Source organism: Kitasatospora sp. NPDC001660 (genome assembly GCF_053596725.1).
The window spans coordinates 1-12,628 of sequence record NZ_JBSFGU010000057.1; the positions used below are offsets into that span (position 1 = coordinate 1).

General features: G+C 70.6%; 16 protein-coding genes and 2 pseudogenes. 9 read left to right on the forward strand and 9 right to left on the reverse strand.

The features are described 5' to 3' along the window. A pseudogene (locus ACWCXH_RS34820) lies at nucleotides 1–341 on the forward strand (amino acid permease); the annotation flags it as partial. 72 nt (nucleotides 342–413) lie between these two features. Here ACWCXH_RS34820 and ACWCXH_RS34825 read toward each other — a convergent pair. Together ACWCXH_RS34825 and dnaK are read right to left on the reverse strand one after the other, a co-directional pair. After that, nucleotides 414–941, reverse strand: a complete 528-nt coding sequence (locus ACWCXH_RS34825) for a hypothetical protein (RefSeq protein ID WP_449805522.1) — start codon at nucleotides 939–941, stop codon at nucleotides 414–416. Then, nucleotides 938–2,794, reverse strand: a complete 1,857-nt coding sequence (gene dnaK / locus ACWCXH_RS34830; RefSeq protein WP_449805523.1) for a molecular chaperone DnaK — start codon at nucleotides 2,792–2,794, stop codon at nucleotides 938–940. The genes ACWCXH_RS34825 and dnaK overlap by 4 nt, the downstream gene beginning before the upstream one ends. A 163-nt stretch (nucleotides 2,795–2,957) precedes the next feature. Here dnaK and ACWCXH_RS34835 point away from each other — a divergent pair, with 163 nt between their 5' ends. Next, on the forward strand, nucleotides 2,958–3,254 hold the full coding sequence (locus ACWCXH_RS34835) for a helix-turn-helix domain-containing protein (RefSeq protein WP_449805524.1): 297 nt from the start codon (nucleotides 2,958–2,960) through the stop codon (nucleotides 3,252–3,254). 44 nt (nucleotides 3,255–3,298) lie between these two features. Here the strand turns inward: ACWCXH_RS34835 and ACWCXH_RS34840 are convergent, their stop codons facing one another. From ACWCXH_RS34840 to ACWCXH_RS34855, 4 genes are all read right to left on the reverse strand, one after another. Next, nucleotides 3,299–3,694, reverse strand: coding sequence for a DUF2267 domain-containing protein (locus ACWCXH_RS34840; RefSeq protein ID WP_449805525.1), 396 nt, complete (start codon nucleotides 3,692–3,694; stop codon nucleotides 3,299–3,301). 61 nt (nucleotides 3,695–3,755) lie between these two features. Further along, nucleotides 3,756–4,154 carry a DUF2267 domain-containing protein gene (locus ACWCXH_RS34845; protein WP_207815409.1) on the reverse strand — a complete coding sequence of 133 codons (399 nt, stop codon included), beginning with the start codon at nucleotides 4,152–4,154 and terminating at the stop codon, nucleotides 3,756–3,758. Nucleotides 4,155–4,210: 56 nt separating this feature from the next. Continuing rightward, the gene (locus tag ACWCXH_RS34850; protein ID WP_449805526.1) at nucleotides 4,211–4,576 is read right to left on the reverse strand and encodes an STAS domain-containing protein; all 366 of its coding nucleotides are present in this window, start codon (nucleotides 4,574–4,576) and stop codon (nucleotides 4,211–4,213) included. A 20-nt stretch (nucleotides 4,577–4,596) separates the two neighbouring features. After that, nucleotides 4,597–5,031, reverse strand: a complete 435-nt coding sequence (locus tag ACWCXH_RS34855) for an Hsp20/alpha crystallin family protein (protein WP_449805527.1) — start codon at nucleotides 5,029–5,031, stop codon at nucleotides 4,597–4,599. Nucleotides 5,032–5,140: 109 nt separating this feature from the next. Here ACWCXH_RS34855 and ACWCXH_RS34860 point away from each other — a divergent pair, with 109 nt between their 5' ends. Both ACWCXH_RS34860 and ACWCXH_RS34865 read left to right on the forward strand, forming a co-directional pair. Further along, entirely contained in the window at nucleotides 5,141–5,821 is a 681-nt protein-coding gene (locus ACWCXH_RS34860) for a type III effector protein (protein ID WP_449805528.1), read from the forward strand. Next, nucleotides 5,796–6,047 carry a hypothetical protein gene (locus ACWCXH_RS34865; protein ID WP_449805529.1) on the forward strand — a complete coding sequence of 84 codons (252 nt, stop codon included), beginning with the start codon at nucleotides 5,796–5,798 and terminating at the stop codon, nucleotides 6,045–6,047. The genes ACWCXH_RS34860 and ACWCXH_RS34865 overlap by 26 nt, the downstream gene beginning before the upstream one ends. A 143-nt stretch (nucleotides 6,048–6,190) precedes the next feature. On the opposite strand, the pseudogene ACWCXH_RS34870 reads toward ACWCXH_RS34865, so the two are convergent. After that, nucleotides 6,191–6,328: pseudogene (locus ACWCXH_RS34870) on the reverse strand (Hsp20/alpha crystallin family protein); the annotation flags it as partial. 139 nt (nucleotides 6,329–6,467) lie between these two features. On the opposite strand from ACWCXH_RS34870, the gene ACWCXH_RS34875 reads away from it, so the two are divergent. The 5 genes from ACWCXH_RS34875 to ACWCXH_RS34895 all read left to right on the forward strand — a co-directional run bounded on the left by ACWCXH_RS34875 (nucleotide 6,468) and on the right by ACWCXH_RS34895 (nucleotide 10,728). Next, nucleotides 6,468–6,968, forward strand: a complete 501-nt coding sequence (locus ACWCXH_RS34875; protein ID WP_449805530.1) for a J domain-containing protein — start codon at nucleotides 6,468–6,470, stop codon at nucleotides 6,966–6,968. Beyond that, nucleotides 6,959–7,420, forward strand: coding sequence for an STAS domain-containing protein (locus ACWCXH_RS34880; protein WP_449805531.1), 462 nt, complete (start codon nucleotides 6,959–6,961; stop codon nucleotides 7,418–7,420). Before ACWCXH_RS34875 ends, ACWCXH_RS34880 begins: the two co-directional genes overlap by 10 nt. Before the next feature lie 17 nt (nucleotides 7,421–7,437). Then, nucleotides 7,438–7,809 carry a hypothetical protein gene (locus tag ACWCXH_RS34885; protein WP_449805532.1) on the forward strand — a complete coding sequence of 124 codons (372 nt, stop codon included), beginning with the start codon at nucleotides 7,438–7,440 and terminating at the stop codon, nucleotides 7,807–7,809. 108 nt (nucleotides 7,810–7,917) lie between these two features. Next, on the forward strand, nucleotides 7,918–10,071 hold the full coding sequence (locus ACWCXH_RS34890) for a SpoIIE family protein phosphatase (protein ID WP_449805533.1): 2,154 nt from the start codon (nucleotides 7,918–7,920) through the stop codon (nucleotides 10,069–10,071). A 60-nt stretch (nucleotides 10,072–10,131) separates the two neighbouring features. Then, nucleotides 10,132–10,728, forward strand: coding sequence for an AMP-binding protein (locus ACWCXH_RS34895; RefSeq protein ID WP_449805534.1), 597 nt, complete (start codon nucleotides 10,132–10,134; stop codon nucleotides 10,726–10,728). Here the strand turns inward: ACWCXH_RS34895 and ACWCXH_RS34900 are convergent. Then, nucleotides 10,717–11,142, reverse strand: coding sequence for a hypothetical protein (locus ACWCXH_RS34900; protein ID WP_449805535.1), 426 nt, complete (start codon nucleotides 11,140–11,142; stop codon nucleotides 10,717–10,719). The genes ACWCXH_RS34895 and ACWCXH_RS34900 overlap by 12 nt on opposite strands. A gap of 266 nt (nucleotides 11,143–11,408) precedes the next feature. After that, nucleotides 11,409–12,608 carry a cytochrome P450 gene (locus ACWCXH_RS34905; RefSeq protein ID WP_449805536.1) on the reverse strand — a complete coding sequence of 400 codons (1,200 nt, stop codon included), beginning with the start codon at nucleotides 12,606–12,608 and terminating at the stop codon, nucleotides 11,409–11,411. Nucleotides 12,609–12,628: the final 20 nt, after the last annotated feature.

Below are 12,628 nucleotides of genomic sequence, written 5' to 3' on the forward strand. Positions count from 1 at the left end.
TCAACTTCGTGGTCCCCGCCGACGCGTTCGAGATCGTGCTGAACTTCGCGGCGATCGGCATCCTCGCCACCTGGGGCATGATCATGGTCTGCCACCTCCTGTTCTGGCGGAAGACCACGGCCGGCGAGCTGACCCGCCCCGGCTACCGCCTGCCCGGCTCGCCCTGGACCGAACTCGTGACGCTCGCCTTCCTCGCTGCCGTCCTGGTCCTCATGTACGCCGACGGCGGCGCCGGACGCACCACCGTGCTGTGCGTACCGCTGATCGCCGCAGCGTTGGTCGCCGGCTGGTACGCGATCCGCGGGCGCATCGCGCGCACCGCCGCCGGAGCCGACGACTGAACCCGGGCGGCCCGGGGGGAGCCGCGGACCCACCGCGCATCCGCCCGGGCCCGCCGCCCCCAGGCACACAGGTCAGTAGCCCACCGAGCCCCCGGAAGCCGATCTGCCCCCCGACCCCAAGCACTGGCCGCCCGCGCCCGCGCGGCCAGCGAGCGGACGACTTCCCGTGTTCCGGCCACGCCCCAGCCTCACGTGCGGTAGAGCCCTTCGCAGACACTGCCGCCCGCCCACCGGCTGAGGCCGTCGGGTGCGGACGGGCAACGCCGCGTGTTCGGCGAGGTTGCGCAGTGCGGCGAGCCGGCGGAAGTTGTCGTACTCGGCCTTCACCCGCTGCAGGTCTTGAGTCCGCTCGGCCAGCGCGGCGCGCAGCGACTCACCGCCCGCTCCCGCAGGAGCTTGGCCGGGCGAGGGTGCGGCGCCGCCACCGAGCAGGGCGCTGGCGGGGCCGCCGGCACCCTGCTGGCCACTGGGCTTGGCGAGCCGTTCCTCGCTTCCGGGCCGAAGTTGCAGGGTGTCCGGGTCGATGCGCCGCTTGTCGCGGATGACCACAGGCGGGCGCTGCTCTTCGGGTTTCTTCCTCGGCCTGGACGGGGTGGTCATGCGGCGCCTCGCTTGTGCTCGTCCTCGTCCACGATCTCGGCGTCCACGACCTCCTCTCCTTCCTCGCCCTGGGTGCCGGTTGCGCCGCCACCTGGTGCACCGGGGGCGGTCTGGGCGTAGATGGCCTGGCCCAGTTTCTGGCTGACCTGGGCGACCTTGTCGCTCGCTGCGCGGATCGCGGCGGTGTCCTCGCCCTTGAGCTTGTCCTTCAGCTCCGCCAGGGCCGTCTCCACCTCGTTCTTCACGTCGGCCGGGACCTTGTCCTGGTTGTCCTGAAGGAACTTCTCGGTGCTGTAGGCGAGTTGCTCGCCCTGGTTTCGGGTCTCGGCGGCCTCCTTGCGGCGGCGGTCCTCCTCCGCGTGCTGCTCGGCTTCCCGGATCATGCGGTCGATGTCGTCCTTCGGCAGGGCGGAGCCGCCGGTGACGGTCATCTTCTGTTCCTTGCCGGTGCCGAGGTCCTTCGCGGCCACGTGCATGATGCCGTTGGCGTCGATGTCGAAGGTGACCTCGATCTGCGGCATCCCGCGCGGGGCCGGTGCGATGCCGGTCAGCTCGAACATGCCGAGCTTCTTGTTGTACGCGGCGATCTCCCGCTCGCCCTGGTAGACCTGCACGGTCACCGAGGGCTGGTTGTCCTCGGCCGTGGTGAAGACCTCCGAGCGGCGGGTCGGGATCGTGGTGTTGCGCTCGATCAGTTTGGTCATGATGCCGCCCTTGGTCTCGATGCCCAGGGACAGCGGGGTGACGTCGAGCAGCAGGACGTCCTTGACCTCGCCCTTGAGCACGCCGGCCTGCAGGGCGGCGCCGATGGCGACGACCTCGTCCGGGTTGACGCCCTTGTGCGGGTCTTTGCCGGTGAGCTTCTTCACCAGGTCGGTGACGGCGGGCATACGGGTGGAGCCGCCGACCAGGATGACGTGGTCGACGTCCTTCACCTCGATCTTGGTGTCCTTGACGGCCTGGTGGAACGGGCCCTCGCAGCGCTCCAGCAGATCGGCGGTGAGCTGCTGGAACTGGGCGCGGGTGAGCTTCTCGTCCAGGTGGAGAGCGCCTTCGGCGGAGGCCGTGATGTAGGGCAGGTTGATCGTCGTCTCCGTGGCCGCCGACAGCTCGATCTTCGCCTTCTCCGCGGCCTCCCGGAGCCGCTGGGCTGCCATCTTGTCCTTGGACAGGTCGATGCCGTAGCCGTTCTTGAACTGCTTGACCAGGTGGTCGACGATCCGCTGGTCCCAGTCGTCACCGCCCAGGTGGGTGTCACCGGAGGTGGCCTTCACCTCCACCACGCCCTCGCCGATCTCCAGCAGCGACACGTCGAACGTGCCGCCGCCGAGGTCGAAGACCAGCACCGTCTGGTCGTTCTCCTTGTCCAGGCCGTACGCCAGGGCGGCGGAGGTCGGCTCGTTGATGATCCGCGCCACCTTCAGGCCCGCGATCTCACCTGCCTCCTTGGTAGCCGTGCGCTGGGAATCGTTGAAGTACGCGGGCACGGTGATCACCGCGTCCGTCACGTCCTCACCCAGGTAGGACTCGGCGTCGCGCTTCAGCTTCTGCAGCACCCGCGCCGAGATCTCCTGCGCGGTGTACCGCTTGCCGTTCACATCCCCTTTCTCCGGGAACCGCCAGCCGCTCTCGCCCATGTGCCGCTTCACCGAGCGGGCCGTGCGGTCCACATTGGTCACGGCCTGCCGCTTGGCGACCTCGCCGACCAGCACCTCGCCGCCCTTGCCGAAAGCCACCACCGACGGGGTGGTCCGGGCGCCCTCGGCGTTGGCGATGACGGCCGGCTCGCCGCCCTCCAGCACGCAGACCACCGAGTTCGTCGTTCCCAGGTCGATACCGACTGCGCGTGACATTGCCGGGCCTCCTCTCCTGCTATTCCTGCTATCCCTCCCGCCTTGCCTCAGCGGGAGGAATGAAACTTGAGCCTCATGGACTCAATGGTAAGTCGATGGCTGCGGCTGGAGGAAATCTGTAACGTGGAAGTGAGGTTTCAGCGAGCGGCGAGGTGAGGTCGCGGTGGTGGAGCTGCCCATTGATGACGCGGATGCCGCGCTGTACACGGTGGGGCAGGTCGCCGCGATGCTGCACGTCCAGGTGGCGTTCCTGCGGCGACTGGACGAGCTGGGCGCGGTCGTGCCCGTGCGCTCGTCGGGTGGCCAGCGGAGATACTCGCGCCGGGAGATCAACCGTGTCGCGGCCCTGGTGAAGCTGATCAGCGAGGGACTGACCCTGGAAGGCGCGCGCCGGGGACTCGATCTCCAGGTCCGGGTGGAGCAGCTGGAGGCCGACCTGGACCGGGCCCGCGGCCAGTGACGTCGAACGCCCGTCGCCTGGGCCCAACCCGGGCCGGCTGAGGTTCAAGCGGCGGCGAGGTCGGCGCGGCCGAACAGGAGCGCGTAACCGCGGGGCAGGTGGGCGAGGAGGCGGTCGGTGAGCCGCTCGCCGCCGAGGGATTCGAGGGCGGCCAGGACGGAGGAGACGTCCCAGCGGGCGCCGGTGAGGCTGGTCTCCAGGGCTCGGGCGACAGCTTCGACGAAGGCGGGCGCGGCGACGGGTTCGGGCAGGGGGATCTGCGAGGCGAAGACGGCGCGGGCCCTCTCAGGGAGCGCGGCGGCCAGCTCGCAGCGTTCCTCGCCGGTCAGCTGGGAGCCGAGAACGGCCAGGACCGCATCGAAGACGCGTTCGGCCTCCTCGTCACTCGGGTAGCGACCGAGGGTGCGGACCTGCTGGATCAGGCGGCGGTGCCGGGTCATCGCGATGGCCTTCCGGGACGGGCCGCCGCGGCGTGAGCGGCGGCACGAAAGCGGGTCAGGGTCAGTGGCCGGGTACAGGGCGGCCGAACAGGACGTCGTAGCCGGGCGGCAGCTGGAACAGGACACTCTCCATGAGGTCGTCGCCGGCGGCGTCGGCCACCGTGGACAGGACGGCGCCGATGTCCCACACGGCGGTCTTCTCGGTGGCGCCCTCGATCCAGGCGGCGGTGGCGCGCACGAACCGTTCGGGACTGAGCGGTTCAGCGGCCTGCAAGGGGTTCAACAGGATCAGGGCGAAGGTCTCGGGCAGACGGGCCGCGAGCTTCGCGCGCACGTCGCCGACCAAGTGGGCGCCGAGCAGGGCCAGCACGACGCGGGCCGCGCGGTCGGCATCCTGGGGCGTGTCGTACTCGCCGCGTTCCTGGACCTGGTCCAAGAACGCCTCCCATCGAAGAGTCACCGCGCATTCCTCCCTTCGTCCCGGCACGCTGCCGGGTACGGGCGTGCGGGAGCCGGTCAGGGGCTGGCGGCCAGACGGCGACTGAGGCTGGTGAGCTTGAGCAGCTTGGCCACGGGCCTGCCTACGCCGCGCAGAACGAGCCGCCCGCCGTACTGGTCGGCCAGATGGCGGGCCTGGACGAGGACGCCCAGACCCGAGCAGTCCATGAACGTCACCTCCGACAGGTCGAGCACCACCTCCCCGTGCGCCTCGAACGCGGCGCCCAGGCGGCAGCGAAGCCGCGGCGCGGTGGCGAGGTCGATCTCACCGCCGGCCCGTGCCGGCCGCCCATCGCACAGGGCATCGTCGGCCGGTACTGCCCGGGCCGGACCGGGGGATGCGGGGGTCTTCCGTGCCGCCCGCTCGGGGGGTGCGGGCGGCACGGAACGGCACAGGGACGCGGTCAGGCCTTGATCTCCTTGCGGCTTCCGCTGTGGCCGATGGCGATCTTGCGGGGCTTGGCCTTCTCGGCGACCGGGATCTTCAGGGTCAGCACGCCGGTGTCGTAGTCGGCGGTGATCCCCTCGGGGTCGAGTGTGTCGGAGAGCATGACCTGCCGGGAGAACACGCCGAGCGGGCGCTCGGACAGCTCCCACTTCACGTCCTCGCCCTCGTGGCGGGGGCGCCGTTCGGCCTTGACGGTCAGCATGTTCCGTTCGACATCGATGTCGATCGCGTCCGGGTCCACCCCGGGCAGGTCGAAGCAGATCACGTACTCGTCGCCGGCGCGGTAGGCGTCCAGCGGCATCGGGGTCGGCCGCGACCAGGTGCCGGTCGTGTTGAAGAACTGCTGGGTCAGCCGGTCCAGCTCGCGGAACGGGTCGGTGCGCATCAGCATCGCGAAACACCTCCACTGGTTGATGGGTGCCAGTGCGCTTCACCTGAATCCGTTCTAACATGTCATCCATCCGATGACAAGCACTGAAGTCGCCAAAGGAGTGACACCGATGCGAAAGCGGCCCGAAGCACCCGCGACCGGCGGCGGACCGCCGGCGGGCCCGACGTCCTTCCTCGCCGCCGCCGCAGCGCTCGCCGCCATGGACGAGGCCGTCCGTACCGCTCAGGACACCGAGACAACGACCCCTCCTACTGCTCAGGCCAGCCCCGAGCAGGCACTGGCCGCCTTGCTCCTGCTGCGCGAGCTGCGTACCGAGCTCGCCGGCTGGGAGGCCCCGCTGGTGGAGGCCGCCCGCGCTGCCGGCGCCACGTGGGCCGATCTCGCCCAGCCCATGGGCGTCGCCAGCCGCCAGGCCGCCGAGAACCGCTACCTGCGCCTCAAGCCCGCAACCGGCCCGGCCGCACCCACCGGCCTCGGACGGGTCAAGGCGGTCCGCGACCGGCGCGCCGCTGACCGCGCGGTCATCGCCTGGGCCCGCACCAACGCAGCCGACCTGCGCCAGCTCGCCGCCCAGGTCACCGCCCTGACCGACCTCGCCCCGGCCGCCCGCCCCGCGCTCGACCACCTCCACACCGCGCTCGGCGCCCCGGACGCCGCCGAACTCCTCCCACCCCTGGCCGCCGTCCGCCCCCACCTCGGCACCCGTCATCCCTGCCTCGCCCACCGCCTCGACGACCTCGCCCAGCACACCGATCGGCTGCGCCATGACAGCGACCACCGGCGAGCCTGACCCCCTGGCCGCCGCCGAGGAGCGCTGGCAACGGATCGAGGACCAGCTCGCGGCCGTCGGGCACCGGATGCGTACCGACAGCGACGCCGCCATCGCCTCGATCGAGGCCTGCCTCGCGCGCCTGGACGTCCTACGCGAAGCCCTCCGCACGTCCTGGGCGCAGGCCGAACAGAACATCGCGCCGCGGTCCGGGCCTGGCGCGGCGCATCACACCGCCGGGTACTGAGGGCGCCGTCTCGCCGACAACCGCGTAGGGCGAAACCCACCCGGGCCGAACCCCGACGGTGGCGCGAGCAACCACCGGCGCGGACGCATCCCGCGCGCCGGGCCTGCCAGGGAGCCGAGCACCCGGGGCTGCGTCCGCGCTGATCAGCTGATGATCTCCTTCTTCTCGCCGCTGCTCTTGATCTCGATCTTGCGTGGCTTGGCATGTTCGGCCACCGGGATGCGGATCGTGAGCACGCCGGCGTCGTAGTCGGCCTCGATCTTGTCGGCCGCGAGGGTGTCGCGTGACAGCGATGAGGCTCTCGCTGGAGCCCACCCATCAGCCCATATACCTGCATTTCGGGCATCTTGACAAGTGCTGGCCAAGGTTCTATCCAAGTGAATGAGGAGGTTTGCCGGGGTCGCCCGGGAGGTGTCCGCCATGACGGGATCGCGAGACCGACGCGATCACTACGCGGTCCTGGGAGTCGAACCCACAGCGTCCGCGAGTCAGGTCACTTCGGCCTATCGCGCCCTCGTCCGGCTGCTGCACCCCGACACCCGCCCCGTCGAACCGGGGTCGGCGGAGCGACTCGGCGCGGTAGTCGCCGCCTACGAGGTCCTGCACGATCCCGAGCTGCGGGCCGCCTTCGACGCCGAACGCGGTGCCGCTCGGCACCCGGCCGAGCGCGCCTCGGCCCCTCCCCCGACCGCGGGCCGACGGGTGTCCGTACGAGTCGTCCGGGAAACCGGTGGGGCGGGGCCTGTGCGCGCCGCGCCGACTCCCTTCGGCGGCGCGATGCCGCGAGGAACCGAACCGCTCGTTCGGGCGGGCCCGGTGCGGATCGCACCGCCGGGCGCGTCGGCGTGGGCGCGCGATGATCCCGGCGACCTCTGGGAGTGGATACTGCGCCGGCTGCGGGAGGTGGACCCATGGCTGTGAACGGCAACGACTTCCGAACCGCCGTCTCCCGGTGGGACGGCCACGCCACCGTCGCGGTCACGGGCGAGATCGACCTCGCCACCGCCGCCGAGCTGGAGAGCCGCGTCAAGGAGTGCCTGGCGCGCCGACCCAGGCGCGTCGACCTCGATTTCGCGCAGGTGAGGTTCTGCGACTGCTCGGGCGCGGACGCCCTGGAACGGCTCCATCGCCGGGCGCAGGAGGAAGGCGTCGTCCTGAAGGTCACGGATGTGCGGGCCCCGATCGTCGCCCGGCTGTTCGACCTTCTCGGCCTCACCGACCTGGTTGAACCCGGACAGGCTGACACCGGGCCGCGTACCGCAGCGCTGCCACGACCCGCACACCCGATCCAAGGCGCCGATAGCGCGAGCACGGACCGCTCCAGGACCACCCTCCCGGCCGCCGGTCAGACTCCCGGGACCGGCCCCGTGTAGACCAGCTCCGCAGCAGTGTGCTGCGCCTGGCGCAGATGGGTAGTGGCGCGTTCGATCGCCGCGATCGCGCAGCCCAGCTCGAAGGCGACGTCAGCCTGCTTCCGCACCGGAGTCGGCGGGTCCTCCAGAACCGCGAGATGCTGCGGGTCGATCGCGTTCAGGCCCGCCGCGAGCTGGTGCAGTGTGCGGGGAAGCTGCTCCAGCAGGCCCGCCAGCGCACCGATCGTGTGATGGACGTCCGTCGGATACGGATAGGCACTGGTCCGGTCGGTGCACTCGTTGAGGCGGCGGAGGCCGTGGTTGAACCATCCACGCAGGTGAGAGAGCGGATCACACGGCCCGACCCCGACCCGCTCGTCAAGGCCGGAAGCGCATCCCTGCGCCTGTGACGGCCACCAGCCACTTCTCCGTCACCCTCGAACAGACCGGGCCAGGCCATCGGCGCGCCCGTAGCATGGAGATGCACGCGAACGTACTTCGCGGAGTGGACACCGCCGATGGCAGATGGCAAAGGACCGCTTACCGTCCAGGATCTGCTGGACCGGACGCTGAGCCGCACTGTGAAGAGCCTTGGCGCGTCTGCGGGGGCCATCGTGCTCCTGGAGCCCGACGGCGAGGTCCTGACCCTGGAAGCGATCGCGGGAGTGCCGCCGGAGTTCCTCAGACCGCTGCGGCACGTACGCCTGACCACCGCGACCCCCGATCCCATCATCGAGGCGGTACGCGAACGTCACCTGGTGTGGGTGAGCTCCGGGGAAGACCTCGCGCGCCGCTATCCGAAAGTCGCCCTGCTCCTGCCGTACTCGCGCGCCAGCGCCGTCGCGCCGATCGCCAGCGGACGCGTGGTGTGGGGCGCCCTGGCCCTGATGATGTCCTCGAAACGGTCGTCCGAACTCACGGCCGGCGAGCGGCGCGCGATCACGTCGGCCGCCGACCGCATCGCCACGCTGCTCCAGCACGCCGCCGACACCGGGCAGCGCCTCCAGCCGGGATCCGACTCCGGACACCGGCCCCGTTTCGTCCCCCTCACAAGCCCGGCACGGGGTGACGCCGCGACGCAGTTCGCCACCCGGCTCCCCGAAGGCGGATGCTCCCTCGACCCACGCGGGAGGATCACCTTCGTCGAACCCACCGCGGCCGACCTGCTGGGCGAGAGCGTCCCGCACCTGCTGGGCGCCCGTCTGTGGGACGCGGTGCCGTGGCTGAACGATCCGATCTACCAGCACCACCACCGGGACGCGGTCATCAGCCAGCTGCCGACCTCGTTCACGGCGCTGCGGCCCCCCGACACCCACCTGCATTTCGAGCTCTACCCGGACCGCACCGGCCTGAGCGTGCGCATCAGCCCGACCTGCGGCAGACACTCCCCCAAGATGCCGCATGCGGGAAGCACCGAACCAATGACCGGATCCGCCCGACTGGAGGCCACCCACCACCTGGTCCACCTGGCCGGCGCGCTGACCGAAGCGGCGACCGTACGCGACGTGGTCGACCTGGTCGCCGACCACCTCCTGCTCTCCTTCCGCGCCCAGGCTTTCCTGCTGCTGGTCCCCGAGGCCGGCCGGATCCAGGTCATCGGCCATCGGGGCTTTCACCCCGAGTTCGTGGACCACCTCGACCACCATCCGCTGCCCTGGTACATCCCGTCCGTGCCGGGGTTGGCCACCGGGGTACCGTCGTTCTTCGCCTCCCGCGAGGAACGCCGCGCCGCCTGTCCGGCAGACGCCGACATCGACGACGGCATGGCCGCATGGGCTCTGCTGCCCCTCATCGCCTCCGGGCACCCCATCGGCATCTGTGTGCTCGGCTACGAACGCCCACACTCCTTCACCCCGGACGAGCGCACCATCCTCATCACCCTCGCTGCCCTGATCGCCCAGGCCCTGGACCGGGCACGGCAGTACGACGCCGAACACCAGCTCGCCCATGGACTCCAGGACCGCCTGCTACCCCAAACCCTCCCGGCGATCCCCGGCCTGGACGTGGCCGCCCGCTACCTACCCGCCAGCCACGGCATGGACATCGGCGGCGACTTCTACGACCTCATCCGCCTGACAACCACCGAAGCCGCCGCCGTCATCGGCGACGTACAAGGCCACAACGTCAGCGCCGCGGGACTGATGGGCCAGGTCCGAACCGCCGTCCACGCCTACGCCATCGCCGGCGCCACCCCCGGCGAAGTCCTCGCCCGCACCAACCGGCTGCTCACCGACCTCGACCCCGACCTGCTCACCAGCTGCCTGTACGCGCACCTCGACCTCTCCCACCACAGCGCCCACCTGGCCACCGCCGGACACCACCCACCCTTCCTCCGCCACCCCGACACGCGCACCCACATCGTCCCCCTGCTGCCAGGGCCCCTGCTGGGCGTCGATCCCGCAGCGGCCTACCCCACCACCGAGGTCGCCCTGCCGCCCGGTACCGTGCTCGCCCTCTACACCGACGGACTCATCGAGGCCCCCGGTACCGACCTCGACACCAACATCGCCAAACTCACCGCCACGCTCTCGCAGGCCGGAGACCTCCTGGACGCCATCGCAGTCGCCCTGCTCGACCAGGCCACGCCCTCGGGCAGTCACGCCGACGACACCGCCCTCCTTCTCCTGCGCACCAACTACACCCTGCACGACACCGACCTGATCGCCAGCTGACCAGCCGGCATGGATGCCTCCCCTTTTCACAGCTGCGGGAACGGCCAACCTACTGACTGGATGTACCCGCAGGTCAACGGACTGTGTCGGTTGACCAGTTTCGGGAATAACTTGCAGCGCAGAGGCGAAGAGCGTTCTTCGGGGGCCTATCTGGCAGCCGCCCCGGAATGCGCGGATCCGGGGCTGTGTGCGCCAGTCGGCGCGGGCCTCGGTGACCCGGTCGATCCGCTCGGTGACGAGCTGGCATGCGTTGCGCCTGGTCCGGCCCTCTGGCGGCCTGCTGGAGCCTGCGCAGGTGACCTCAGGAGGAGCCCGGACGGTGAGCGGGCGGCGGCGCCGCTGCCGGAGGACCTGGCATACCTGATCTTCACCTCGGGCTCCACCGGCCGACCAAAGCCGGTCGCGGTCACGCACCGCTCGCTCGCCCACCACGCCCGGACCATCGCCGGGGTCTTCGGACTGAGCGCGGCCGACCGGGTGCTGCAGTTCACCAACCCGACCTTCGACGTCTTCGGCGAGGAGGTCTACCCGATCCGGCTCGCGGACAGCGCTCAGGCTCAGCCACCTGGGCCGCCCGGTCACCGAAGGGAGGCCGACAATTCGAGCTCGGCTGCACTCAGGGCGAGGGCCGCGGCCGACCGGACGTCAACCGTTTGAGCCCTTGCCGTCGGCCTCCATACGGGCCAGCTGGGCATCGAGAACCGCATATTCGGCTTCTTCGATGGCGGCCAACGCGAATTCGACCGCAGCGATCGCATCCGCCTCTGCCCGGTCGGCCACGCGGCCAGCCCGAGCCGCATCATGCTCCTGCTTGCGGGCCTGGATGTCACTGCTCACCTTGGCCGTGTGGTCGCGCCAGTTCTGTTGCATCTCGGCCCACCACTGCGACATCTTCGCTTCGGCGCCGCGTGCCGTCTCCTGCAGCTTGGCGGCCTGGGCCTGGGCATCCTCGCGAGCCCTTTCGACCTCGGCCCGCAATTGTTCGCGGCTAGCCGCTGCGGCCTGGGACGCGTGATCTTCGGCGACCTTGGCCCGCTCGGCGAGGGTGGTAAGGGCATCTGACAGGGCCATTGGTCTTCTCCTTCCCTGGGCCCCCCAAACCACGATCTCTCCCGCCTCTTCGCTCAGCAACTTCGGTGGGAAAGGCGAGTGCGGCTAGCTGGACGGCCGGCGAAGCCCTGTGGCAGGGCGATGTCGCGCAGGAACACGTCGTTCGACGCGGGAAGCAGATGCAGCCGCTCGCCGTCCAGGGCAACCAGCAGACTCTCTCCGGTGCCCGGAGTGTTGGAGGCCTTTGCGCGGGCGCCAGAGCTGGTCGTGGGCAGCGTTGTGGTCGGTCAGAGTCGGATGGGGAGGTGGCGGGGTCCGCGGAGCATGGCGGCGTGCCGGTAGGGGGGTGGGTCCTGGAGGAGGGTTGCGCTGGTGAGGCGGGGGATCAGCGCGCCGAGCGCGGCCTGGGCTTCGATACGGGCGAGTGGTGCGCCGTAGCACAGGTGGACGCCGCTGCCGAAGCCGAAGTGCTGGTTGTCCGGGCGGGTGGGGTCGAACCGGTCGGGATCGTGGAACCGCTTGGGGTCGCGGTTGCCGGAGGCCAGCGCGAGCACGACGGAGGTGCCCTTGGGGAGGGTGGTGCCGGCGATGTCCACGTCGGCGAGGGGGATGCGTTGGCGCATGTGGACCGGGGGCTCGTAGCGCAGCAGTTCCTCCACCGCGGCCGGTAGCAGGTCGGGTTCGCGGCGCAGCCGGTCCAGGTGGTCGGGGTGGCGTAGCAGGGTGAGGACTCCGTTGGTGATGAGGTTGACGGTGGTTTCGTGTCCGGCGATGAGGAGGAGTACGGCGGTTTCCGCGAGTTCCTCGTGGGTGAGGCGCATGGCCGGGTCGGGTTCGTTGATGTAGGCGGAGAGCATGTCGCCGGTGGGATGGTCGCGGCGTTGTTCGGCGAGGTTCACCAGGTACTGGCCCATCTCGATCCGTGCCTGCTCGCCGGCCCGGTCCCGCTCGGCGGAGGACTCCTCGTCGGGTCTGACGTCGGCGGAGGCGACGATCGCGTCGGACCATTGCCGGAACCGTGGTTCGTCCTCCTGGGGGACGCCGAGCAGTCGGCAGATGACGGTGACGGGCAGTGGGTAGGCGAAGTCGTCGACGATGTCGATCTGGGTGCGGTCCTGGAGGTTCTGGAGCAGTTCCTCGGTGAGTTCGGTGATCTGGCCGCGCATGGCGTCGACGCGGCCGGGGCTGTGCGGCGGGCCGAACGGCCGCATGGCCAGGCTGCGCAGTCTGTGGTGCTCGGGGTCGTCGAGCCGTAGGAACGGCGGGTTCGGCGCCCCCTCGGGCGGGGTGGCGAGGCTGCGGGGATCGGCGCTGATGCGTGGGTCGTGGAGGAGCGCGGCGATCTCGTGGTAGGTGCCGATCAGGTAGCTGCCGTCCGCCTGCCGCACGACGGGACCGGCTTCGCGCAGTTCCGTGTAGAGCGGGTAGGGGTTGGGGCGGTTGGCGTAGTCGGTGATCCGTTCCAGGAGGGTGTCGGCGGCGGCCATGGGGTGGGGCTCCTCGTGGT